The sequence below is a fragment of the Clostridium pabulibutyricum genome (assembly GCF_058242705.1).
The window spans coordinates 107,309-131,210 of the sequence record NZ_JBZAYZ010000009.1; the positions used below are offsets into that span (position 1 = coordinate 107,309).

At 33.4% G+C, this 23,902-nt stretch carries 26 protein-coding genes; 2 read left to right on the forward strand and 24 right to left on the reverse strand.

The annotated features are described in order from the left end of the window. Positions 1-52 precede the first annotated feature (52 nt). From AC4CVH_RS10905 to AC4CVH_RS10960, 12 genes are all read right to left on the reverse strand, one after another. The gene (locus tag AC4CVH_RS10905) at positions 53-241 is read right to left on the reverse strand and encodes a ferredoxin (protein ID WP_490787789.1); all 189 of its coding nucleotides are present in this window, start codon (positions 239-241) and stop codon (positions 53-55) included. A gap of 84 nt (positions 242-325) precedes the next feature. After that, positions 326-1,180, reverse strand: coding sequence for an Mrp/NBP35 family ATP-binding protein (locus AC4CVH_RS10910; RefSeq protein WP_490787790.1), 855 nt, complete (start codon positions 1,178-1,180; stop codon positions 326-328). 127 nt (positions 1,181-1,307) lie between these two features. Then, complete coding sequence (locus AC4CVH_RS10915) at positions 1,308-1,802, reverse strand: hypothetical protein (RefSeq protein ID WP_490787791.1); 495 nt, start codon at positions 1,800-1,802, stop codon at positions 1,308-1,310. An 89-nt stretch (positions 1,803-1,891) separates the two neighbouring features. Next, a complete protein-coding gene (locus AC4CVH_RS10920) occupies positions 1,892-3,160 on the reverse strand; it encodes a DUF7922 domain-containing protein (RefSeq protein ID WP_490787792.1) in 1,269 nt (422 codons plus the stop codon). A gap of 85 nt (positions 3,161-3,245) precedes the next feature. Continuing rightward, positions 3,246-4,085, reverse strand: a complete 840-nt coding sequence (rsmA, locus tag AC4CVH_RS10925) for a 16S rRNA (adenine(1518)-N(6)/adenine(1519)-N(6))-dimethyltransferase RsmA (RefSeq protein WP_490787793.1) — start codon at positions 4,083-4,085, stop codon at positions 3,246-3,248. 18 nt (positions 4,086-4,103) lie between these two features. Beyond that, positions 4,104-4,643, reverse strand: a complete 540-nt coding sequence (gene rnmV / locus AC4CVH_RS10930) for a ribonuclease M5 (protein WP_490787794.1) — start codon at positions 4,641-4,643, stop codon at positions 4,104-4,106. A gap of 63 nt (positions 4,644-4,706) precedes the next feature. After that, positions 4,707-5,744 (reverse strand): resuscitation-promoting factor, encoded by a 1,038-nt coding sequence (locus AC4CVH_RS10935; RefSeq protein ID WP_490787795.1) that lies wholly within the window; start codon positions 5,742-5,744, stop codon positions 4,707-4,709. A 280-nt stretch (positions 5,745-6,024) separates the two neighbouring features. After that, a complete protein-coding gene (locus AC4CVH_RS10940) occupies positions 6,025-6,801 on the reverse strand; it encodes a TatD family hydrolase (protein WP_490787796.1) in 777 nt (258 codons plus the stop codon). A 94-nt stretch (positions 6,802-6,895) separates the two neighbouring features. Then, entirely contained in the window at positions 6,896-8,830 is a 1,935-nt protein-coding gene (gene metG / locus AC4CVH_RS10945) for a methionine--tRNA ligase (protein WP_490787797.1), read from the reverse strand. Between the two features lie 340 nt (positions 8,831-9,170). Next, complete coding sequence (locus AC4CVH_RS10950; RefSeq protein ID WP_490787798.1) at positions 9,171-9,731, reverse strand: uracil-DNA glycosylase; 561 nt, start codon at positions 9,729-9,731, stop codon at positions 9,171-9,173. Between the two features lie 56 nt (positions 9,732-9,787). Next, a complete protein-coding gene (locus tag AC4CVH_RS10955; protein WP_490787799.1) occupies positions 9,788-11,257 on the reverse strand; it encodes an N-acetylglucosaminidase in 1,470 nt (489 codons plus the stop codon). A gap of 39 nt (positions 11,258-11,296) precedes the next feature. Continuing rightward, on the reverse strand, positions 11,297-12,193 hold the full coding sequence (locus AC4CVH_RS10960; RefSeq protein ID WP_490787800.1) for a polysaccharide deacetylase family protein: 897 nt from the start codon (positions 12,191-12,193) through the stop codon (positions 11,297-11,299). Positions 12,194-12,990: 797 nt separating this feature from the next. Between AC4CVH_RS10960 and ispF the strand changes: the two genes are divergently transcribed. Continuing rightward, complete coding sequence (ispF, locus tag AC4CVH_RS10965; RefSeq protein WP_490787801.1) at positions 12,991-13,467, forward strand: 2-C-methyl-D-erythritol 2,4-cyclodiphosphate synthase; 477 nt, start codon at positions 12,991-12,993, stop codon at positions 13,465-13,467. On the opposite strand, the gene AC4CVH_RS10970 is transcribed toward ispF, so the two are convergent. Next, entirely contained in the window at positions 13,464-14,063 is a 600-nt protein-coding gene (locus AC4CVH_RS10970; protein ID WP_490787802.1) for a DUF1836 domain-containing protein, read from the reverse strand. The two genes, ispF and AC4CVH_RS10970, sit on opposite strands and share 4 nt — an antisense overlap. A 230-nt stretch (positions 14,064-14,293) precedes the next feature. After that, a complete protein-coding gene (locus AC4CVH_RS10975; RefSeq protein ID WP_490787803.1) occupies positions 14,294-15,676 on the reverse strand; it encodes an HDIG domain-containing metalloprotein in 1,383 nt (460 codons plus the stop codon). Positions 15,677-15,887: 211 nt separating this feature from the next. On the opposite strand from AC4CVH_RS10975, the gene AC4CVH_RS10980 reads away from it, so the two are divergent. After that, positions 15,888-16,133 carry an AbrB/MazE/SpoVT family DNA-binding domain-containing protein gene (locus AC4CVH_RS10980; RefSeq protein ID WP_017750898.1) on the forward strand — a complete coding sequence of 82 codons (246 nt, stop codon included), beginning with the start codon at positions 15,888-15,890 and terminating at the stop codon, positions 16,131-16,133. Positions 16,134-16,215: 82 nt separating this feature from the next. Here AC4CVH_RS10980 and AC4CVH_RS10985 read toward each other — a convergent pair whose 3' ends face one another. The 10 genes from AC4CVH_RS10985 to darA all read right to left on the reverse strand — a co-directional run bounded on the left by AC4CVH_RS10985 (position 16,216) and on the right by darA (position 23,884). After that, positions 16,216-17,268, reverse strand: coding sequence for a C40 family peptidase (locus tag AC4CVH_RS10985; protein WP_490787804.1), 1,053 nt, complete (start codon positions 17,266-17,268; stop codon positions 16,216-16,218). Positions 17,269-17,710: 442 nt separating this feature from the next. Continuing rightward, positions 17,711-18,565 (reverse strand): 16S rRNA (cytidine(1402)-2'-O)-methyltransferase, encoded by an 855-nt coding sequence (rsmI, locus tag AC4CVH_RS10990; protein ID WP_490787805.1) that lies wholly within the window; start codon positions 18,563-18,565, stop codon positions 17,711-17,713. Continuing rightward, entirely contained in the window at positions 18,543-19,310 is a 768-nt protein-coding gene (locus tag AC4CVH_RS10995) for a tRNA1(Val) (adenine(37)-N6)-methyltransferase (protein ID WP_490787806.1), read from the reverse strand. The genes rsmI and AC4CVH_RS10995 overlap by 23 nt, the downstream gene beginning before the upstream one ends. An 86-nt stretch (positions 19,311-19,396) precedes the next feature. Further along, entirely contained in the window at positions 19,397-20,185 is a 789-nt protein-coding gene (locus tag AC4CVH_RS11000) for an OmpA/MotB family protein (RefSeq protein WP_490787807.1), read from the reverse strand. Further along, positions 20,182-20,976, reverse strand: coding sequence for a flagellar motor protein (locus tag AC4CVH_RS11005; RefSeq protein ID WP_490787808.1), 795 nt, complete (start codon positions 20,974-20,976; stop codon positions 20,182-20,184). The genes AC4CVH_RS11000 and AC4CVH_RS11005 overlap by 4 nt, the downstream gene beginning before the upstream one ends. 216 nt (positions 20,977-21,192) lie before the next feature. Then, positions 21,193-21,366, reverse strand: coding sequence for a 4Fe-4S ferredoxin (gene fdxA / locus AC4CVH_RS11010; protein ID WP_490787809.1), 174 nt, complete (start codon positions 21,364-21,366; stop codon positions 21,193-21,195). A gap of 86 nt (positions 21,367-21,452) precedes the next feature. Next, positions 21,453-21,656: a heavy-metal-associated domain-containing protein gene (locus tag AC4CVH_RS11015; RefSeq protein WP_490787810.1), complete on the reverse strand. Its 204-nt coding sequence runs from the start codon at positions 21,654-21,656 to the stop codon at positions 21,453-21,455. 14 nt (positions 21,657-21,670) lie between these two features. Beyond that, complete coding sequence (locus AC4CVH_RS11020) at positions 21,671-22,585, reverse strand: PSP1 domain-containing protein (protein ID WP_490787811.1); 915 nt, start codon at positions 22,583-22,585, stop codon at positions 21,671-21,673. A 7-nt stretch (positions 22,586-22,592) separates the two neighbouring features. Next, positions 22,593-23,537, reverse strand: coding sequence for a DNA polymerase III subunit delta' (locus AC4CVH_RS11025; RefSeq protein ID WP_490787812.1), 945 nt, complete (start codon positions 23,535-23,537; stop codon positions 22,593-22,595). A gap of 17 nt (positions 23,538-23,554) precedes the next feature. After that, positions 23,555-23,884 carry a cyclic di-AMP receptor DarA gene (gene darA / locus AC4CVH_RS11030; protein ID WP_490787813.1) on the reverse strand — a complete coding sequence of 110 codons (330 nt, stop codon included), beginning with the start codon at positions 23,882-23,884 and terminating at the stop codon, positions 23,555-23,557. Positions 23,885-23,902 lie beyond the last annotated feature (18 nt).

Sequence of the window (23,902 nt, forward strand, 5' to 3'; positions counted from 1 at the left end):
AAGCTGTGCATTCAAAACACAGCTTTTTATAAATTTAATTTATACTGAAAATCTACTCCACAGATATGGCATTTACAGGACAATTGTCCCTTGCTTCCATGGCAGAGTCCTCACTTGTTTCTGGAACCTCGTTAACTATTACTCCAGCTTTTCCATCATCCTGCATTTCAAAAACATCCCCGCATGTATCCGGACACAGTCCGCAGCTTATACAGGCTTCCTTATCAACTGATGCTTCCATTTGCATTCATCACCTTTCTTGTGAAATAATAGTATAGTTATTTGCAGATTTTCTTATATATATTCATAAAATTTCATTCACATACTAGAGAAGCTTTAACTTCTTCATAAAATTGTCTATAAGCGTATCATAGTCAGTTGAATTTGATATGTATTTTTCCACATTCCCACTTTCCATGCTGTCTGCAAGTTCAATATCCATAGGAAGTTCGGCAAGAAGCGGAAGTCCAAGATACGCAGCCTGTTCTACTGCTGATTTCTTACTGAATAACTTTATTTTTTCATCACAGTTTTTACATTTTACATAAGACATATTTTCTACAGCACCTATTACATTTATGCCCATTTTTTCTGCCATTATAACTACCTTTTTGACTATCATGGATACCATATCCTGTGGAGTTGATACTATGACAATTCCATCAAGAGGTATATCCTGCATTATTGTAAGAGCCACATCTCCAGTTCCCGGAGGCATATCTATCAGAAGATAATCAAGCTCATCCCACTGGGTGTCCGAATACATCTGCTTCAGAACTCCTGTAATTACAGGTCCCCTCCATATAACAGGCTGTTCTTCTTTTTCAGTCAGAAGATTCAATGACATTACCTCAATGCCAAGTCCTGTATCAACAGTGGAAAATTTCACATCATCAGTTCCATTTATTGGAGTCATACTTGCTCTCTCCTTATTTATGCCAAAAAAACGCGGCATTGAAGGACCTGTTATATCACCGTCCAGAACACCGACTTTGTATCCCTTGTGTTTTAATCTTATTGCCAGTGCACCTGTCACAGTAGATTTACCAACACCCCCCTTTCCGCTCATAATACCAACTATATGTTTTATTGTGCCAAACCTAGGTGTAGACTTACTACATTTATTTTTGTCTTGTACATTACAACTTGAATTACTTGGACAATCATTACAACTACCCATTTTCACTACTCCCTTTCGTGAATATATTAACTAATTAAACCTAAAAAGTTTCATCAATCATTATAACATATAATTCTATAAAAAAATTTCCTTTCAATTAATAACAAAACTTGAAAGGAAGAAAATATCAATTATATTTCAAAGTTTTAACTATACGCTCAAACAGTGAAGACATAGCTTCACTAAAATCTTTCTCCTTCACAAAAAAAGTAAATCTATAAAACCTGTTGTTTCCTTCAAGAAAGTATTCCTCGCCCACATAACTTCCTCCTATTTCCTTTGTCATATCATACTTTATGAGATATAACTTTCTGCCATTCATCCTCTTGCTTTCCAAAGAATATTTCTTGTATAAATTATTCTGCTTATTGGATATTTTCTTACTGTTCGTCAGGAATTTTTCCAGGTTTCCATTCGATCTCCAAACCTGGAAAAAACCATTTATCTTTCCGTCTTTATTTTTAAAATCAGTATGACAAAGCACTTCACTCCCAAAAGTATCCTGTCTGACAATCTGCCATGAACCTGGTATTTCATACTTTACACTTCCACCAAGCTCACTGTACTGGCGTAAATTATTCAAATTCTCATCACTTGATACCGTAAATTCCAACTTATTCATAAAAACTCTTCCAAGAGTACATATCACAATTGTGATTCCCAAAATCATTAACAAAAAGCCCAACTTTTTCTTACTTACAGTTATTAACTTCATGCCCCGCAATTTTCCACTGGTATGTCTACCGTACCCGTTCTAAAATCATAAAACATCAACCAATATCCAAAATCATCCTGTCCTTTTTCAGGCACCCATGTTACAAATCCCGTTCTGCCCTCATATGGCTGTTGGCTTTTATCCTTTGTACCCGGTATACCATAAATCATATACTTTACATTTCCATCTCCATCATATTTGTATCCCATTAAAAAATGCGAGTAATTCTTTATATAACCATAGTAAGAAGTCATAGGATAATAAATAAAGGTATATTTATCATAGTCACTTGTATCATACATGTTTTGACCATTGCCTGTCGGCACTTCATACCACTTACACCTTTTTAGTTCACTACTGACTTTGGATGTCTCTTGAAATCCACTTATCAAGTTATCGAAAAACTCATCATCAGACCTGTCATCTGCTTCACTTCTCGTATCTTTATCCAATTCAACTGATGAATTGTCTATATAAATTTCATCTTTGTCTCCTGTTTCAACCTTCAAGTTTTCTTTGTCTTCCGTTTTGTCTTCTGTTTTATTTTCATTTTTGAGCTTTTCAAGCTGCTCTTTATGTTCTTCTTTTACAAGATCCGAAATTTTATTTGTAAATTGTTCCTGTTTTTTATCCAATCTCTGTTTCTTACCCATTTCAACAGAAGGCTCGTCTTTTAGAATATCTTCATTTTTACTTTCTTTTTTAGCCTTTTTCACTTCTATTTTTTCTTCATATTTATCAAATATACTTTTATTTTCGTCCTTATCCCTTTTATCATTCTTGTCAGCTTTCTTATTCTCAGTATCCTTGATTTTTTGTTTTTCAGGTACGGATTTTTTACCTATAAAATCAAAAGATCTCCAATTTGGTACCTCCATACTTGAAAACCCGCTCATAACTGATATTATATTTTTATCTAAAATTCTGATAATGGCCGCCCCTGATATTTTATCTATAGATATACCACTGTTGCATATATTATCTACAGGATATTCATATCCTATATCCGCCCTGCCATAATCATCTATGTTCATTTCACCTACATTAATTATTTTTTTTGTATCTTTCTTATTGCATATAAGTATCATGTAATACGGGGTATTGTCTTTCTTTAGGTTTTGTACATAATAAGATATTTTACATTTATTATTTTTAGTCTCTAATTTGGCGTATCCCGAAGCTATTTTGTCGGAAGCTAAAGAGTATCCCTTTTCATCTTCCTGCAGTATTATAAAGTACCTGCTATAACTCTTTTTTTGTGCCAATTTGCTGTACCTCCATATATTTTATTCATTATAATATATGAGGCAACCTTCAAAAAGTGAACAATAACTTTTTATTTGATGAAATTTATTGTAACACTTTATATATACAATCACTTAATTTTGAAAACTCAAAAATTGAAAGTGTTTCCCCTCTTCTTCTTGGATCAATGCCGGCTTCTATAAAAGCCCTCTCGATATCTTCCTTCAAAATTCCCAACGGTTTTAATGCATTCCAAAGTGTCTTTCTTCTCATATTGAAAGAAAGACTTACCAATTTAAAAAATAACTTCTTGTCTTTTAACTCTACCTTTGGAGAATCACGTTTGATTAATTTTAGTACAATAGAGTCTACTTTAGGTCTCGGAACAAAAGATGAGGCACTTACATACCTTACCACCTGAATATCACAATAGTATTGAACAAGTATTGACAATGCACCGTACTTTTTACAATCCGGCTCTGATGAAATCCTTTCTCCAACCTCTTTTTGGACCATCACAGTAAATGAATCAAACATTACATTCTCATTCAATAATTTTGATATTATAGGTGTAGTAATGTAATATGGTAAATTTGCAACAATTTTCACCTTCTTACTTCCACCAGTCAACTTGTTAAAATCAAATTTCATAGCATCTGCATGTATCAAATTAAAGTTATCGAAATTCCCCAATTCATTGTTTAAAATTGGTATTAAATTATCATCAAGCTCTATGGCAGATACGCATTTTGCCCTTTGCAAAAGTTCCCTGGTTAAAGTTCCAACTCCCGGTCCTATCTCTATTACACTATCCTCCTCTGATATTTCAGATGCCTGCACTATATCATCAAGTACAGACTGATCCATAAGGAAATTCTGTCCCAAATTTTTTGAAAACCTAAAAGTATATTTTTTAACAATATCCTCAGTATAGTTTTTATTCATAATTATCCCCTTATCAAATTAATACAGTCCTGTCTTTTGGGCTGCATTTATAAATTCTTCCCTTGTAATTCCATAGTTGTTGAGCCTTTTTAAAAACTGAGCAGTATTAGCATATCCTATTCCAAGCTCTTTACCTAGTTTGTCCCTTCTATATTTTGATTCTTTTCCTCCTGTAAGCTTAAAAAACACCATATCATTTATATCAAATTCACATCGGCTTTTCTTTTCTTCGCATTTGGCATTTTTAAGTGCTTCCCTTATTACTTCCGGAGATGCATTCTCCACACCTATGTCTCCATCTTTCAATCCGTCTTTCTGCGATATGTATGCATGTTTTATGTTAGCAACTCTTTTGGAAATAATTCTTCTTATTTTTTCACCTGCAAAATCAGGATCTGTCAGAACTATTACTCCCTGTCTTCTCTGTGCTTCCTTTATTTTGTCTATAACCTTTTTATTTATTCCAAACCCGCCAACAGCTATCAACTCGGCATCTACTGCTTTTTTTACAGCAGTTACGTCATCTCTTCCTTCAACAACTATAATTTCTTTAATCATATAAAACAACAACCCTTTCCCAAACCAAACTAAATTAAATCAAAAAAATAGGGGCCTAGACCCCTATTCGGCGACATACACATTAACCCATTTTACCCCCCAGTCATTTGCTTCTGAACTGGAATTAAAGAACAAATCTATTCTGTTGCCCTTAATGGCACCGCCTGTATCTTCAGCTATGGCATATCCATAACCTTCTACATATAATTTTGTTCCCAAAGGTATAACTCTCGGGTCAACTGCTACAGAACTAACAGAGCTGTTTCTCCTCGCTACTGTTCCGGTTGCCGTTATTCCAAATCCTTCATCTCCAGGCGCCTTGCCTGTACTACTATAATCTGCAGTATATGCAGTAGCTCTCATTTTAATTGATTTCTGATAAGGAATACTGCCTCCTCTTGAAAAACTCATAGGCGTTTCACCCATAGCAATAACTTTATTTACCGGCTGTTTTTTTACTGCTTCAGATATTACTTTTTCTGAAACTTGTTTTCCATCATTATAAGTAATTCTTGTAACAGTCTGCTTTTCGCCATTTTGTCCCTCTTGCAGAACTTTTTGACTTCCATTCTGCATATTAGAATCTTTTTTAATAACTGTTTCAAAATCTATTGGTCTATTTTCTTTTATGTCTTTAATTTTCACTCTAGTCACAACAACATTCAATCCATTTTTCAATTTGGAATCTCTCTTTGGAGATACTATATCAAGATTACTTAATTTAATTTTTTCAGTTTTCAGCATATTGTAGACGGTATCCTCTGCTGAATCTACAACTAATTTTTTCCCATCTACATTGATTTTAAGTTTCACTGCTTTTTTTATGGATATTTTACCATTATCATGAATTCTACTGTTCAGACTAGGTGTTACTTTGTCCTTCGGTCCTGGTTTAATTCCATTGTCCTTTAATGCTTGTGCATATGTGTTTTTGAACGTAGTTATTTTTTTATCGTTTCCATCAATTGAAACCACTACAGATTTTCTCATATTAAAAAACACCGCAATTAAAATTAACATCAAAACTGCTGCAATAAGTGCTGCGGCCTTAGGACCATTGGAAAAATATTTGTTTACGCAGGTCTTTGCTTTTTCCATCATAAAAAATACCTCCTCCGGGCAAGAGCGACACACAACATTATAAACATACGGTTTATTTATGTCAAATGAACACTCCACCTTAAATGCCAAATGCACGGTATGCATAATCAATAAAATAATTATTTATTTATGAGTCCAAAATACTTTAAGTTATGCATTTTAAGATATTTAACAGATGAAACTTTAAATGACCATTACACTAATAATATAAACATATGCTAAAACATAAGATTTAATTACTAATAAATTAAATTATAAAAATTTTTATTATAATTTTATATTATTCTTCTAAATTAAGCAAGTTCCTCGTATTTGAAATTGTTATGCAACTTAGTTCACTGCTGCTCATATTTCTTATTTCAGCTATCTTATCCATTGTAAAGCCTATATATTCAGATCTATTTCTCTTCCCACGCATAGGAACCGGAGCCATATAGGGACAATCTGTTTCTACAACAATTCTATCAAGTGGAACTTCCCTTGCTACATCAATGACCTTTTTTGCATTTTTAAAAGTAACTACTCCTGTAAAACCTATATAATACCCAAGCTTTATACATTCTCTCGCAAACTCCACACTTCCCGAGAAGCAATGAATCTCACCCTTTACATTTTTAAACCTGCTTATTATTTCAAGTGTGTCACCATGTGCCTCTCTGTCGTGTATTATAACTGGAAGCCCGAGATTATCTGCAAGTTCCATCTGTCTTGTGAAAACTTCCTTTTGAACATTTCGTTCAGGATTTTCGTCATAATGATAATCAAGACCTATCTCCCCAATTGCCTTTACTTTTGGATTTTTAGAGAGCTCTTTGATTTCCATTAAACTTTGATCACAAAAACTATCCGCAAATTCAGGATGGACTCCAACCGCTGCATAGAACATTTCATACTTGTCAGCCAATTTTACAGAATATCTTGATCCTTCCATGGAAGCTCCACAATTTAGTACTCCTACAATTCCATCCTGATGAAGTTCTTCTATAACCTGATCCCTGTCACTGTCAAATTGTTCATCATCATAATGGGCATGTGCATCAAAAATATTAAATTTCATCTTTAATTCTCTCCTTGTGAAAAATATTTATACACTTTACCATAAGTTCCAAAATAAATGCGGGCACAAAAACTCATGTCCGCACTTTGTATTGTTATTTAACTGTACTTCCACTTTCAATATCTCCCGATATTGTTGTCGTAAACAATTTGTCTCCACTTTCAGACGCAGCTGAAAGTATCATTCCTTCTGAAAGTTCACCTTTCAACTTTATAGGTTTAAGATTGGCAACAACTATAACAGATTTTCCTATAAGATCCTGAGGATTATAATATTTTGCTATCCCCGATACAACCTGTCTTTCCTGTCCGCCCAAATCAAGCTTGAACTTCAAAAGTTTTTTGGAACCCTTTATAGCCTCACAGTCAATAACTTTGGCAACTCTCAAGTCAATTTTGTCAAAATCATCAATTGTTATTTCATCTTTTATAGGCGGAATATCAACTTTCTCTTCAAATTTGACACTTTGTTTCAATTTATCCAGTTCCTCGAGTTTCTTGTCAACATCTATTCTAGGGAATATAGGATCTCCCCTGTATATTTTGATACCTGCCTGAGTCCCATCAAAAGACTTTATACTCTCCCATGATGCATTTTGAATGTTCAACTGTTTATTTATCTTTTCACTCGTTTCAGGCAAAAACGCTGAAATACAAACAGAAATCACCCTAAGGCTCTCTGCGAGATTATAAAGTACCGTACCAAGTCTCTTTCTTTTGCTTTCATCCTTTGCAAGCACCCATGGTGTAGTTTCATCAATATATTTATTTGATCTTCCAATAAATTCCCATATCTTGTCAAGGGCTTCAGGAATTCTAAGCAGATTCATATTTTTCTCAACTTCGTCCGGAAGCTTCAAACCCATATCTACAAGTTCTCTGTCCAAATCATCTTTCTCAAGTGGTTCCTGTATTATACTGTCAAAGTATTTATCTATCATTGCACAGGTCCTTGACAGGAGATTGCCAAGATCATTGGCAAGATCCGAATTTATTTTATTTATAAATATTTCATTGTTGAACATTCCATCTGCCCCAAAAGGTATCTCCCTTAAAAGATAATACCTTACAGGATCCGCACCAAATTTATCTACTAAAACTACAGGATCCACTACATTACCCTTTGACTTTGACATTTTTCCTCCATCAACCAAAAGCCATCCATGTCCGAATACCTTCTTTGGAAGTGGAAGTCCAAGTGCCATGAGCATTATCGGCCAGTATATAGTATGAAATCTCAGTATATCTTTTCCAACAAGATGAACATCCGCAGGCCAGTATTTTTCGAATTTTCCTGTGTCGTCATTTGCATATCCAAGGGCCGTTATATAATTTACAAGTGCATCTATCCACACATATATTACATGCTTTGGATCAAATGTTACAGGTATTCCCCAATCAAAAGATGTCCTTGATACACATAAATCCTGAAGCCCAGGTTTCAAAAAATTGTTCAGCATCTCATTTCTTCGTGATTCTGGTTGTATGAACTCAGGATATTCTTCTATATATTTTATAAGTTTGGGTGCATATTTTGACATTTTAAAGAAATATGCTTCTTCTTTTGCCTTTTCAACCGGCCTTCCACAATCCGGACAATTTCCATCAACAAGCTGTGTCTCTGTCCAAAATGATTCACAGGGCGTGCAATACCATCCTTCATATTGACTCTTATATATATCCCCCTGATCATACAGCTTTTTAAATATTTTTTGAACAGCTTTTACATGATAATCATCCGTTGTTCTTATAAACTTATCATAGCTTATATTCATCATTTTCCATAAATCTTTTATTCCACTCACTATTTCGTCTACATACTCTTTAGGGCTGACACCTTTTCCCTCTGCGAGCCTTTGTATCTTCTGTCCGTGCTCATCACTTCCTGTAAGCATCATGACATCGTAGCCTGTTAGCCTCTTAAATCTTGCAAGAGCATCAGCTGCAACAGTTGTATATGTATTTCCTATATGCAATTTTGCAGATGGATAATAAATAGGTGTTGTAATATAATAGGTCTTTTTACTCATTTTTTTCTTCCTTTCTGTATTTAATGGGAATTAGAAATACCTCTATATAAAACGAACTTTTATATAGAGGTATAATAAATACTTTACCACTCTACTTCATTTTTACCTCACGGCAAAAACCTCACTAGGTAATTACAAATTACCTTGCACTATAACGCCTGCAGCGGCGAATTACCTTAATAAAATTTCAGGTGATTTGCTCCAGAGCCATCTTCACAAATTAATTCGAACATTGACTTTCACCCTTTTGTCAATTCTCTTTTTATTCGTCAATTTGCTACTCTTTCCTTCACAGCATTTTAACAATATAATAAATTATATATTTTATTATGTCAATATTTCACATGGATATTTCCCTGTACTTTTTATTTATAGCTTTAAGGTCTTCTACAAACAGTTCATTTTTATTTGCATCTCTGAGTATTGCAGAAGGATGAAAAGTAGTAGTCATATAAAAACCCTTTCTTTCAACCCACTTTCCCCTGTCTCTTGTAATTCTCCAATCTGTTCCAAGTATATACCTCATAGCAGTCGCTCCAAGACAAACTATAATTTTGGGTTTTACAAGTGCAACCTGATTTCTTACATACGGAAGACAGGCTTTGGCCTCATCTTCATAGGGAGTTCTATTTTTTTCCGGTCTGCATTTGCATATATTGCATATGTAATAATCCTTGTCTCTATAAAGATTAAGATTTTCAAGACACCTGCTTAAAAATTGCCCTGCCCTGCCGACAAAAGGTATGCCTGTTCTATCCTCGTCCGCACCAGGTGCTTCACCTATAAATACAATATCCGCCTTTGGGTTTCCATCACCAAAAACCATGTTTGTTCTGCCATTTGCAAGAATACATTTATGACATTCAATACATTCTCCGTAAAGTTCCTTCCACTTAAACAACTTTAATCACTCCATCAAACTTAAAATGTACAATCGACCTATAATTTATTCCTCATTTAATTATATTTAGGTATCTCAAAATCCAAGACTTCCTTAGAATCCGACATTACCTGAACTCCTTTTATTATATTTCCTATTTGCTTATATGCCCAGGCTGTATCTGTAGCATACTGATGCGATGGGTTTTTAAGATTCCATCTCATTTTGTATATTGTATTCTGCTTATACGTAGGATTGTTTATGTAACTTCCGGCTATCCACTTTGCACCGCCACTTATAGCTGCCGGTACGGTAAACCATCCCTGCTCATATGCTTTTTTTGAACCTTGTCCAATTGGATCACTGTCTACTGCTCCTATTCCAAAAAAGTTATAAACTGTTTTTCCATTATAACTTGCACTTCCACTGGCCAATTTTGACTTTCCATTTCCAGTTTCAAGCATGGCATGGGACACAAGATAACTTACACTTATATCATTTGCCTTTGCAGCATCTATAAATGTCTGTCCATATCCCTTGAAAACTCCTTTATCCTGAAGAAATGCATTCAAATTAGCTGCAGTAATTCCAGGTGAATAACTGAGTTTCAAAAATTCATATTTTCCATATTCATCAAGAAAGTTATTAGGATTCATATAATATTTTATAATGTTGGAAGAAGCTGCATTAGTGAAAACATTTGTCTCCACAAATACAGGCGACTGCTTAAGTTCCATTGCTACCGCACTGCTTAAACTCATTCCTGCATTTATATAATATTTACTATCCTGCACGTCAAGAGCACTTACACATCTAAGGTAATCTACAACATAGTTGTCATAGTCAGTGTTCAAATCCTTGTGCACTCCAGTTGCTCCATTCCGCTTTACATAGATCATAATTTTATACATCTGACCACTTGTCCCGGATGTCAACATTGTATTTGCTGTTACTTTTCCATCTACAGGTGTTGTATATCCATCCGTTAACTCCTGAAATGTTCCTTCGTTATATGTATTATCCTTGGCGGCAAATATCCTATACTGTACATCTTCCTCTGTAGAATTCAAAAGAAATGCCTGCTTTTGAGAAGACAGAAGAGGCAAATACTGAAATTCATCGGACGTTATCTGAGGAAGCCCAGAATAACTTGTACCATCTGAATATGCTTGTCCTATCGTAAAATTGAAAGTAACGGCATTTTTTAGCGCTGTTCCCGACAATGATTTTATACCTGTCCCCAAAATCAGCGTATATTTTTCTCCAGGATTATATCCACCTGTTTTAGGACTTATATATATAGTCTTATTGTCATTTCCCACACTTAAATTAACAGCCACCTGACGTTTTGCAGAATCCAAAACAGTAACATTGTTGCTGTTTACCGTACTTGAATCCAAATCCTGACTTAGTTTTACCTTCCACTCTTTATTTGAATTGGTGCCTGTAACTGTAGAATTTAAAGGGAATGCGGCACTTGCCCTAAATTCTACAAATATTAGACAAAAAATCAACATCGCTATAAATAAACTTGCTTTCTTCCTCAAAATGTTTCCTCCCAGCTTAAATAAATTTTGATAGCTCACTTAATTAGACGTATCATAATCAGAATTAGTTACCCTTCTTTCAAACTCTTTCATATCATGACTCAAACTTATATAGACTCTATGCAATTTATAAATTCCCTGATTTTTATTTGCCCAGCCGCTTTGTGTCGTAAATGCCATTTTATATCCACATGCCTCCTCCGCAGCCTTTTCCGTATTATCATTATAGCTTCCATAAGGATATGCTATGTAATCCACTTTCTTATTCATGACTTTTTCAAGAAACTGCTTTGAATCCTTTAAAGTTTTCACTTGGTCATCATAGCTGAGCCCTTCAAGTTTATCATGATTTACAGTATGACTCTCAATGTCTATGCCATTGTCTACCATTTCTTTTATTTCTTTAGAACTTAAATAATGACTGTCCTTGTCAACTGTAGATGTGATAACAAAAATTGTCGCTTTAAAGTCAAATTTCTTCAAAATAGGATAGGCATTTATGTAATTATCCCTATATCCATCATCAAAAGTTATAAGCACTGACTTTTTTGGAACTGGTTTGTTATTTTTCACAAAACTATAAAATTCATTCATGGTAAGCGTTGTATACTTGTTGTCTTTCAAATATTTCATGTGTTTTTCAAATATATCTTTTGGTATTCTAAGTTCGTTTCCTTTTTCATAGTCTATCGAATGATACATAAGCACCGGTATTGAACTATTGTTATAAATTATATCCCCTGAAAAATTTCTGTTTTTAATAGTTTTTATCGTGGATTTACTTACAGCTTTTCCTGCCGTGTTCTTTTTTGCCAGGTTATTTTGCTTTTTTTCAGGACTTTTTGAAAAACCCTGCCACAGAGCAAAAACTCCAATGATAACCACAGTCATAGATAATACTACTATTTTTAAAACTTTTGTAGATGTTTTATTCATATAGTGTCACTCTTTCCAAAATAATCTCATTTGCAAAATTCAGTCTCATATTATAAATTATACCCATACTAATCTAAAAATATATAAAATAGAAAAGGATGCCAATGTACAATTGTTATTATAATATATAATTATATACAATAACAAATATATTTTTATTTAAATTGCACAAGTTATACACATTATCCACAAATATATTGTTTATAACTTGTGAATCATATCTATTTATGCACATTATCAACAGACTTGTATACAACTTGTGCATAACTTTTAACATATAAAACGAAGTAACACTTTTTGAAGAAAATTCATAGAATATTATTACCTAAATGTAACTGCAAAGTCTAATTACTAAAACATCATTTTCTTAGCAAAAAACCTTTTTTTATCCATACAGCACAAGATTTATTACTTAAATCTCGTGCTGTACACAATTACCCTCAATCAACTCATCACATAATTCTTCAAGAAAATATTTGAAATTATTATCTTAACATTTTAAGGTAACTATGATATGATTTAATTAAACATTATCTTGTGAAAGGTGGGGCTAGTAATGAAAGATAACGTTATCAATGTTAATTTCAAACAGCACAAGAATAAACGATTAAAAAAATTTAATATTTTTACTTCAATTAAAAATTTTCTAATCAGTATATTTAGCTCTACACATAATAGTGATAAAAAGACCCTAAAAAACAAAATAATACACTATTCAAAGTATATATCTTAAGGTGCCTAGTTAGATGCACCTTTTTTTAAGTTAAACATTTTCATACAAGGAGGACAAACATAAAATGAAAGTAGGAATAGGTTACGATGTACACAGGCTTGTAGAAAACAAACCTCTTATAATTGGTGGTGTAAAAATACCATATACTAAAGGATTACTTGGTCATTCTGATGCCGACGTACTCATTCACGCCATAATGGACAGCTTACTTGGTGCCATGTGCCTCGGTGATATAGGAAAACTCTTTCCTGATACCAGCGACAAATATAAAAACATATCAAGTATAAAACTGCTCTCACATGTAGGCACTTTACTTGTTAAACACTCGTATGAAATAGGTAATATAGATTCAATAATAATTGCCCAGGAACCAAAGCTTTCTCCGTACATACCAAAAATGAGGCAAATCATATCCTCAGTGCTCAAAACAGACATAAATTCAATAAGCATAAAAGCAACCACCGAGGAAGGCCTTGGTTTTACAGGTACAAAGCAGGGAATAGCAAGTCAAAGCATCTGTCTTTTGAATAACATAAACTAAATTTCACTGTTGTAGTTGTTTATTATTACCTTAACCAATTTTTTTACCGAGCTTGCATGACAAATTAAAGATATGACTATAAAAAACACTTTCATTCTTTCTTCCTCTTGATCCGAAGTCAAGTTCATATCTTTAATTGTATCCTCTAATTTATCCTCGTCAAAAATATTTTCTACAGAAAGATTCTGAAAGCTGCTTTCCTGTATGCTGGAAAATATCTCATAGGCTTTCTCCCATGAAATTATGTCATCTTCATCATTGTTTATTTCATTAAACGCAAGTCTGAACACTTTTTTTATCTCTTCCGTAGAGAGTATGGGTCTCATATAACTCAAAAGCACCAACTGTGCAAGATGTACTTTTGTATACCCTCTCTTTTTACTATTTTGCGGCTTTGATATTACTTCATTCTTTACATAATTCTGCACTATATTATTAGTGTATTTTTCTTCAGAAAACTTATCGTTCAAATAATCAATTACCTGGGATAAAAACAAATCATATCGCGGCAAATCGGCATAAGGCACAATTGTGCTCTTTGATATTTGATCTGCTATTTTTTTTACATAATCCAAATCAAATTTATTTTCTCTCAAGATTGCTTCCTCCAATAATATTTTATTTATATATTATTATAAGTTAATCATAACTGCTTTACAAGGTAAAATATTATACCAGTAGAATGCCTGTCCACACTTATCCACAAAATCCAGAAATTTATCAACAGTTTTTGTGGATAAGTCTTAGACGTTGATATATTTAATGTACTGGATGATTGGTGCATACTTATCCACATTGTTGATAAGTATGCACCAATCACCTCTGTTTATTTTTTCAAGCTGTCTATATACGCTGCAACATCCTTTTGTGTGTTCAGCCTGCCAAAATACCTCATCTTCCCGATATCATAGATTATATTTCCTACAGCAGCACCTTCAACATTTAAAGTGTCTTTAATGTAATTTCCATCCACAATCTTATTTTCTTTAAGACTGGAGTACCTATCATATTCTTTAAGCATGCATTCTATAAACTCCTTGTACTTCTGTTTTTGATTTTCTTTATCCAGCAGCATCATCGTAGCATAGTTGTCACAAAAAGACAGTACAATCACATATGGAGCAAATTTATAATACTTATAAAAGAAATCATAAATTTCATTCATGCTATTTTTGAATCCTTTTTTAAACAATGAGAGGGGCAGCATGTGAATATATACCATAGTCTCTATGAATTCCAAAACTTTTCCCGGCATCTTCAATCTAATACCCAGCTCTCTGCAAATTTCCATACCCTTTCTCTCATGACCACGAAAACTAATGTTTCCATTTTCCTTTTTATATGCTTTATATTTGCCTATATCATGAAGAAAACATGCAAAAGACATGTATTCTTTCAAACTGAAATCTCCAATTTTCAATTTGAAAATCTCCATATTCAAATTTTTTATCGATATTGTTCCATCTAAAATATCTTTAAATGTCATATACGTCAAATTTACGTGTGTAAACACGTCTTCTACGTGATACCTGCACTTTCCAATAGTTTTAAGCTGATCTACATATGGAACTATATGTTTCAGTATCGAAAACGAGTCCAGCATTTCAAATGCTTTTGCCGATTTATCATTTTTTAATATAAGCATAAGCTCCGAAAATATTTTTTCTCCAGCCACATCTTCCAACCTGAATGTATTCTCTACAAGCATTCGTTCCGTGTCAGCATTAAAATGAAAACCATACTTGATATACATTCTTGCAGCCCTAAGAATTCTTATAGGCTCCACCTTAAAAATATTAGAATCAACTGCTTTTATTATTCTATTTTTAAGTGCCTTTCTTCCCTCCAATGGATCTATTATCTTATTGTCACCCAGCTTCATACATATTGCATTAACAGTAAAATCCCTGTTGCTCAAATCTTCACATATGGTATTTCCTTTCATTCTGCTTACATCTATAATTCCATCCCCTGTCATGCTTCTATATACACCCATGGATTCTTTAATCAAAGAAAATCTGTAACCTGATGAGTTCAATCTATGTATGAGATCCACAATATCTCCATCATATACAATATCTACATCTCTCGGCTGAATGCACTTTCCAATCAGTTTATCTCTTATATAACCTCCAACTACATATACATTGTGTTTTTTTATATCTATATTTCCATCCAGGCGTCGAATAAATTGCTTCAACAAATCCAAAATTATCACCTGCCTTATAAATATTTTGTCGAATCTAATCGATATATAAATTTCTCTTTATTAACTATTCTATTATACAATAATAGCACAGTATGCAACTTCTCAGTAATTGTAACATTAATTTTTCAAAATTTGTATTGACTTTTAATGTAAGTTTTGCTATTATTTAATTGTATTCATGTCGAATTATGGAATTAAGGGAGGAAATTAAATGAAATCAACAGGTGTTGTAAGAAGAGTGGACGAACTAGGAAGAATTGTAATTCCCATAGAACTAAGAAGAACTTTGGATATTGCAGAAAAAGATGCATTAGAAATATATGTAGACGGAGAACAGATTATATTAAAGAAATATGAACCAGCATGTATTTTCTGTGGTGATGCAAGAGATGTTGTAAACTACAAAGGAAAAAATATTTGTAAGAACTGTCTTAATGAATTAAAAGAGGGACGTTAATCATTTTAAATACAAAAACCCAACAATTAAGTTGGGTTTTTGTATTTAAAAGTTATACTTTTCAAATTCAATTCATTTCTATTTATCTCAGTACTCTTCTTCCTCCGCTGAAATCAGACCTGTCTACTGAAGATATCTTAACCACGTCTCCTGTTTTAGGCGCATTTATATACGATCCATTTCCTACATATATACCTACATGATATGCAGGTGAACCAAAGAACACAAGGTCTCCCGGCTGAAGATTTTGTCTTGAAACAGCCGTTCCAACACCCTGCTGCGACTGGGAAACTCTAGGAAGTGAAACTCCAAAATGGGCATATACATATTGAACAAAACCCGAGCAATCAAATCCCGAAGGTGTTGTTCCTCCCCATAAATATGGTACTCCCATAAACTGAGATGCATATGCAACTACAGCACTTGAAGTAGCAGAAGCTGTTCCTCCCCTTGATACTGTCTGTTTAATTTTCTGAACATTTTGAGATGCCAATGCTACCGATTTATTAGTTTCAGTATTTACAGAAGCAGCTTCAAGAGACTGTTCTTTTTTATCCAAATCTGCTATTAATTTTTTCTGAGTCGATTTATCACTATTAAGCTTGGACAATTTCTCTTCATTTTCAGATTTGAGAGCCATAAGCTTATTATTTTCAGTATTCAATTTTTCTTTTTCTTCAGCTAACTCATCCTTCTTAGCTTTTAAATCATTTATGACACCCTTGTCATAAGACATTACCCTTTTAACCGTATCCACTCTTGAAACAAAATCATTCAAGCTATTTGAATTTAATATTACACCCAAATAACTATCAACTCCGTTTATGTACATTGCCCTTGCTCTTTCATTAAATAACTGCTGCTGCACATTTATACTTTCTTCTGCATCGGCTAGGTTCTTCTTGTTTTTTTCTATGCTTTTAGTTATTGTTTCAATACTACTTTTATTCTTATTAACTTCAGCCATCACCTGTGATATCTGATTATCAAGTTTTTCTACTTTAACTTGTAATTCTTGTCTCTGCTGCTTGACTCCATCAAGAGAACTTGTACTACTCGGTGCTGCAAAAGCACTTCCACAAGTAGCTAATGTCAATGTCAATGCGAGCATAACAGACATTGTTTTTTTATTCATTCCCTACCTCCCTATGTTTTTCATTATAAGTTTTCCTATTGTTTGATTTATATAAAAAACTCCAAGACCTAAAATCATCATGTCCTAAACTATATCAAATATTAAAAAGTCTTGAAATTAAATATCTATTTTTATGTCAGATACAATTCAAGATTTGATTCAGAAATTATTAAATGTAAAGCTATACTTTTTACTATATAGATATAAAATTCATATTTAATTTATAAACTTTAATCAAAATTAAAAACTACATTTTATATTATAACATTAACATTGATAATTTAACAACTTTTACGAAGATTTTTTTACAAAATATCATAATTTTAAATTATACACCGGTTTTTATTAATAAATCGCAATTTTTTTTGCAACTATTTTTTTAATAAATCAATTTAAAATAATTATTTCTCAATGGATATTTTAAATTTTAGAAAAGCCATTACTATAATCCTATAGAATGTTTATAAACTTCAGATTTACGTAAGTTTCTATCGTGAGAAACCATTTTGATTGAATCTTTTTTGCTCAAACCCTTATCCATATAAGTCTTTATATGTTCTTCAATAGATATATCCTGCCATGCAATTTTCTTTTCCTCTAAAATTTCTTCCTTGGTTTTTCCACTTACCACCAATACAAATTCGCCTTTTGCTTCATTTTCTTCATAATAACTTATAGCCTCATCAATAGTAAATCTCAGGATTTCTTCATGAAGCTTCGTAAGTTCTCTACATAGGGCCACTTTTCTATTTCCTAATTTTTCTCTTAAGAATAGAAGAAGTGCTTTAACTCTATAAGGCGATTCATAAAATATAAGAGTGTCTTCTCGATTCTTTAATTTTTCAATAATTTCATTTCTAGCTTTATTATCCCGCGGCAAAAATCCAACAAACGTAAACATGCTTTTATCAAGCCCTGAATACACAAGTGCCGTTGTAACTGCTGTAGCACCAGTAAGAACTTCAAATTCAATTCCCGCCTCTATGCACTTTTTAACTATTATGTCTCCCGGATCTGAAATTCCCGGAGTACCGGCATCACTTACAAGCGCTATATTCCTGCCCGCCTTAAGCTGTTCTATTATATTTCCGCTTTTTACAGTTTCATTGAATTTATGATAACTAACAAGAGGCTTCTTTATGTTGAAATGATTCAATAGCTTTAAACTCTGTCTCGTATCTTCTGCCGCCACCAAATCAACCTTCTTCAAAACATCAAGTGCCCTGAGAGTCATATCCTGTAAATTTCCTATTGGCGTTGGAACCAAAAAAAGTTTACCTGGGTTCATAACTATCATTTCCATCTCTACCATATATTTTTTTTATTTCATCTGTATATCCACCCTGATCATTATGAACATAAAGCGGTTTAAGCCACTTTAGGAACTGACCTCCATTATTTCTTCCCTCTACAAGTATCATATTCGGTGCTTTTTTTGAATTGGGATAAATCATTCTCATAAGCTTTGGTTCTATTTTATATTTTCGCATAAGACACATTATATCCGGAATCCTGTTAGGCCTGTGTATCATGTATACTTTTCCATTTTCCTTGAGCACAGTTTTACATGCCTTTATTACATCTTCCAGCGTACATAATATTTCATGCCTTGCTATGGCATCTTTGTCATTCTCACTTATAATTCCAGAATTTCTGAGCTTGTACGGAGGATTGACTGTTACTGCATCACATTTCGGTAAACCTTGCAGCATATCCAAATCAGTTATATCTCCATGAACAAATTCAAGTCTATCCGTCATATTATTATAAATTGCAGACCTGCGGGCCATATCGCTCATATCCTGCTGAACCTCTACTCCAGTCACGTGACCGGCCTTTGTCTTGCCACATATTATAAGCGGAACTATACCATTGCCACTGCACAAATCAATTACACTCATATTTTCCTTTACACTGGCGAAATTGGCAAGCAGAACCGCATCCACTCCAAATCTGAATGCATCCTTTTTCTGTATTATATGTATTCCATTCAGTTGTAAATCATCAAGTGTTTCATCTTCCTTGACAAGTTTCAAATCCATATACAATTAATCTTCTTTCTAACATATAAATAACATACAAAGCATCTATAATTTTAATGTAATTACAAACAGTTGTCAAATAAGCCTTATTTCTGCTTGGTATTTATATTGGTATTTTCACTGTTGCCGGACTTGTTCTCGTCATCATTGTGCTCCATTTGATCAAACTTGCTGCTAAGTATTATAATATCAACTCTTCTATTTCTTGCTCTTCCAGAATCTGTGGAATTAGCTGCCACCGGTTTATACTCTCCATACCCGCCAACTGATAATTTTTCTGGTTTTATTCCAACTTTTGACTGAAAAAACTGCACCACATTTGCCGCTCTTATTGCTGAAAGCTGCCAATTGGATGAATACTGCCCATTGTTAATCGGTATATTATCCGTATGTCCTTCCACTCTTATTGAATTACCAAGTTTGTTTATTATTTTGCCTATCCCAATTAGTTTAGTCTGAATTTGAGGCTTTATTGCAGCATTACCTTCATCAAAAAACAAGCTGTCGTTTATACTTACGACCAAACCTCTTTCATCAATATTTGTACCTACACTGCTGCTGAGCCCATTTTGCTTTAAATATGTATTAACCTGCTTTTGAAGTGCGCTAAGCTTCTGCTGCTCACTCTGTTCTGGATTGCTTGGATCCACTTCACTTACATGCTCATTGATACTTGCCGTATTATCCGCACCTATTATACTTTTTCCTCCCCCCATAGCTACACTAAGGGATTGTGCCACTTGTTTGTATTTGTTTTGGTCTACCTGACTCATAGAATACATAACAATAAAAAATATCATGAGCAATGTTATCAGATCAGAATAAGTAAGCATCCATCTTAATCCATCAGCTTTTTTTTCCGGTCTTTTTTTCATACTTCAGCCTTCCCATCCATTTGTTCAAATTTGGACAATTCTTCTTTATTCAAGAAACTTTTTAATTTCTCAGCTATTGTATTTGGGTTTATTCCTTCCTGAATGTAGAGTATTGCTTCAATTATGAGTGTTTTTTCTTTAACTTCCTTATTATCCTCTTCCTTTAACCTGTTACCTATAGGAAGCCATAACAAATTGGCTGATCCTATACCATACAATGTAGCCAGAAATGCTGTTGCTATCTTTGCACCCAGTGTTGATGTGTCCTCAAGATTTCCTAAAACGTGCACAAGTCCCATAACCGTACCTACAATACCCATGGTAGGTGCATATCCTCCTGCACTTTCAAATACATTACAACCTTCCATATGCCTGTCAGATGTAGATTCCAATTCTAACTCAAGTATACTTCTCACAGCCTGTGGATCAACTCCATCCACAACAAGTTGAAGTCCCTTTTTTATAAATGGATCAATATTTGGATCATTTGAAATTTCTCCTTCCAAACTCAATAATCCATTTTTCCTGGTTTTATAGGATACATCTTTAAAATATGAAATTAAAGCTGGTAAATCTGCTTTTCTAGGATTTAAAAGTACCTTGAACATTTTTGGAATTCTTTTTAATGTATCAACCGGAAAAGACAGTCCAACGGCTCCTATAGTTCCTCCAAAAACTATCATGGCTGCAGTAGCGCCTAAAAGTGCAAGAGCCGATCCACCTTCTAATATATATCCAACAAGTATGGATAGAATTCCAAAAATCAAGAAAACAATAACAGATATATCCATTTTTCTCCTCCATCTAGTTAATTTAATTCTCGTTTTCAGCATAATTAACTGTCTAAATAAATAATCGTATAAATTAAACCAGTCTTTAATATAAATATTTGCTTTATATAAAATTATTTAAGTGAGTTATTCTAAATTAATTTTTTAACAATCTATTCGATTAACATGTAATTTTTTGCATTTAAAAAGACCACCTAAAGGCGGTCTTCTTAAAAATTAGTCTTCCTGAGTTGGTGCTCCTACTGGACATACATTAGCACAATTTCCACAATCAATGCAAGTATCTCCATCTATTACAAACTGAGTGTCTCCCTGGCTTATTGCTTCAACAGGACACTCCGAAGCACAGGCTCCACAACTTACACATGCATCAGTAATTTTATATGCCATATCAAAAACCTCCTTAATAAAATAAGTATCATAAAACATTCTTCGTTGATATTCTATCATAATTATATACTTTTTGAAAGTTAAATTTAAAACACTACATACCCCAAATTCTCAATGGATTGAATAAGTCTTTCTTCTGTTACAAAATAATCATCATATACTACACTTATATCTTTCTTTTCAGAATTTATCTGACATGCCACTACTCCCTCATTCATTGATATTGCATGCCTTACTTTATTTATATCTTCAGTAGTACTCATATTTGCAATTTTAAATATAGATTTCATGCTAAATAATCCCCCTATTTATCCTTAAAGAGTTTCTTTATTATATCAACATCTTTCATCTTATGTTTCTGATCATCCGCTCCAATTTCGTCTTCACTTATACTGCCTTCATAACTCCCCGAAATCAATTTTATATCTTTTATAGAGACGTTCTTTGCAACATCCTCCCCGTCTTTATTTTTAATCTTCACCTTTACGTTTTCCTGCACCACCGAATTGTCAAGCACTTCACCTTTACCATATGGAGTTGACACGATGGACCTTACTTTAGGAAGACGTATTCTTATATCCTCATATGCTGCCTGCTCATAGTTCAAACAGCACATAAGCCTTCCACATATACCGGAAATTTTTGTTGGATTCAGAGATAAATTCTGCTCCTTTGCCATTTTTATTGAAACAGGAGCAAAATCACCCAGAAAGGTGGAACAACACATAGCTCTTCCACATGGTCCAAGACCACCTATCATTTTTGCTTCATCTCTGACTCCTATCTGTCTGAGCTCTATCCTCGTCCTGAATATCGATGCCAGATCCTTTACAAGTTCTCTAAAATCTACACGTCCGTCTGCTGTAAAATAAAATATAACTTTATTGTTGTCAAACGTATATTCAACATCTATGAGTTTCATTTTTAAATTGTGCTGCACTATCTTGTCTTCACATATGGAAAATGCCTTTTTCTCTTTTACCTTATTTTCATCATATTTGTTCTCATCTTCCTTTGTTGCAACCCTAAGTACATTTTTCAAAGGAGGTATTACATCACTTTCAGATACTGTTTTGGCTTCCACTACACAGGTTCCAAACTCCACACCTCTTGATGTTTCAACCACAACATAACTGTTTTTTGCAATATTCAAATCTCCAGGTGAAAAATAATATATTTTACCTGCACTTTTAAAACGCACTCCTATAACCGTTACCATCTATAATTTACACCTCCTGCATTTTAAGCAGCATTGAATCAAAAACCAAACTTTGGTTAACATTTCTTTCAAGTTTCTTTTCAGCTTTGTTTACAATATCTATAATACAATTTAATTTACTAAATGAAAATATCTCTCCAAGAATTTTTATATCATTAAATTTATCACTATTTATAATCATTCCCTTGCTGCCAGTTTCCTTGTAAATAAATATATCTCTTATATATGACAAAATACACGTAAAAATTTCTCTCCAATCTTCACGATGTCTGAACAGGAATGAAGAATATCCATATATAATGTCCACCTGAGTATTTTTAAGAGCCCTTAAAAGCTCAAGTATGGTATTTCTAATTTCATCAAGCGAACTGTCCTGTATAAATTTTTCCGCTCTTCCCGGTATGCCGTCGCTAAATGCAACAACTGCTTTTCTTTTCTCCTGAGGCATATCGGGGAATTTTTCATCCAGGAACTCAATTATTTGTGAGTTCTTGAGCCTACTTAACTTATGAACTTCACACCTTGATTGAATAGTATCAAGTATACTATCAAGTTTTTCACACAATAATATTATATATACTCCCGGGAAAGGTTCTTCTATAGTTTTTAAAAACGCATTCTGCGCGGCCTCGGTAATCAAATCCGCCTTGTATACTATAATAACTTTTCTGTTTCCCTGATACGGCTTTTTTACCGTTTCCTCTATGATATTTTTAATATCATCTATTCCTATGGATTTTTTTTTCTTTTTCAACCTGTACTCTATAATATCCGCATGCTGACCTTTGTTTTTATTTTCAACTAAATTATCTGCTATTTCTCGGGCAATAATACTTTTTCCTATTCCATCCTCCCCCACAATAATATGCGCATGGGAAAATCTTTTCATATCTATTGCCTTCGATATTTCAAACTTCATTCTATCATGTCCGATAATTTCACCAAAATCCAATTGAAAATTCCTCCCGATTATATTCTTATAAACTTATCCACGTCAACTACAAATACGGTTGCTCCACCTACTTCTACCTGAACAGGATAATGTGTATAACCGTCTGCAGTGCCAGACAAACCAGATGAAGCCGGTATTATCTGTTCTCTTTTTTTGCAGACTTCCTTTATATCTTTTACAACTCCATCAACATCCTTTTCATCCAATCCTATAATCAAAGTAGTATTACCTGCACGTAAAAATCCACCGGTAGTAGCCAGTTTGGTAACTCTAAATCCACTTGAAGTTATTTTTTCCATCAAATCATCTGAATCATCGTCTTGAACAACAGCTATAATCAATTTCATAAAAATTACCTCCTTCTT

What these genes read in the sequence shown, in the direction of transcription:
- AC4CVH_RS10905 (WP_490787789.1), bottom strand. Translation starts at nt 241, where the DNA reads ATGGAAGCATCAGTTGATAAGGAAGCCTGTATAAGCTGCGGACTGTGT.
- AC4CVH_RS10910 (WP_490787790.1), bottom strand. Translation starts at nt 1,180, where the DNA reads ATGGGTAGTTGTAATGATTGTCCAAGTAATTCAAGTTGTAATGTACAA.
- AC4CVH_RS10915 (WP_490787791.1), bottom strand. Translation starts at nt 1,802, where the DNA reads ATGAATAAGTTGGAATTTACGGTATCAAGTGATGAGAATTTGAATAAT.
- rsmA (WP_490787793.1), bottom strand. Translation starts at nt 4,085, where the DNA reads ATGAATAAAAACTATACTGAGGATATTGTTAAAAAATATACTTTTAGG.
- rnmV (WP_490787794.1), bottom strand. Translation starts at nt 4,643, where the DNA reads ATGATTAAAGAAATTATAGTTGTTGAAGGAAGAGATGACGTAACTGCT.
- AC4CVH_RS10935 (WP_490787795.1), bottom strand. Translation starts at nt 5,744, where the DNA reads ATGATGGAAAAAGCAAAGACCTGCGTAAACAAATATTTTTCCAATGGT.
- AC4CVH_RS10940 (WP_490787796.1), bottom strand. Translation starts at nt 6,801, where the DNA reads ATGAAATTTAATATTTTTGATGCACATGCCCATTATGATGATGAACAA.
- metG (WP_490787797.1), bottom strand. Translation starts at nt 8,830, where the DNA reads ATGAGTAAAAAGACCTATTATATTACAACACCTATTTATTATCCATCT.
- AC4CVH_RS10960 (WP_490787800.1), bottom strand. Translation starts at nt 12,193, where the DNA reads ATGAATAAAACATCTACAAAAGTTTTAAAAATAGTAGTATTATCTATG.
- ispF (WP_490787801.1), top strand. Translation starts at nt 12,991, where the DNA reads ATGAAAGTAGGAATAGGTTACGATGTACACAGGCTTGTAGAAAACAAA.
- AC4CVH_RS10980 (WP_017750898.1), top strand. Translation starts at nt 15,888, where the DNA reads ATGAAATCAACAGGTGTTGTAAGAAGAGTGGACGAACTAGGAAGAATT.
- AC4CVH_RS10985 (WP_490787804.1), bottom strand. Translation starts at nt 17,268, where the DNA reads ATGAATAAAAAAACAATGTCTGTTATGCTCGCATTGACATTGACATTA.
- rsmI (WP_490787805.1), bottom strand. Translation starts at nt 18,565, where the DNA reads ATGATAGTTATGAACCCAGGTAAACTTTTTTTGGTTCCAACGCCAATA.
- AC4CVH_RS10995 (WP_490787806.1), bottom strand. Translation starts at nt 19,310, where the DNA reads ATGGATTTGAAACTTGTCAAGGAAGATGAAACACTTGATGATTTACAA.
- AC4CVH_RS11000 (WP_490787807.1), bottom strand. Translation starts at nt 20,185, where the DNA reads ATGAAAAAAAGACCGGAAAAAAAAGCTGATGGATTAAGATGGATGCTT.
- AC4CVH_RS11005 (WP_490787808.1), bottom strand. Translation starts at nt 20,976, where the DNA reads ATGGATATATCTGTTATTGTTTTCTTGATTTTTGGAATTCTATCCATA.
- fdxA (WP_490787809.1), bottom strand. Translation starts at nt 21,366, where the DNA reads ATGGCATATAAAATTACTGATGCATGTGTAAGTTGTGGAGCCTGTGCT.
- AC4CVH_RS11015 (WP_490787810.1), bottom strand. Translation starts at nt 21,656, where the DNA reads ATGAAATCTATATTTAAAATTGCAAATATGAGTACTACTGAAGATATA.
- AC4CVH_RS11020 (WP_490787811.1), bottom strand. Translation starts at nt 22,585, where the DNA reads ATGGTAACGGTTATAGGAGTGCGTTTTAAAAGTGCAGGTAAAATATAT.
- darA (WP_490787813.1), bottom strand. Translation starts at nt 23,884, where the DNA reads ATGAAATTGATTATAGCTGTTGTTCAAGACGATGATTCAGATGATTTG.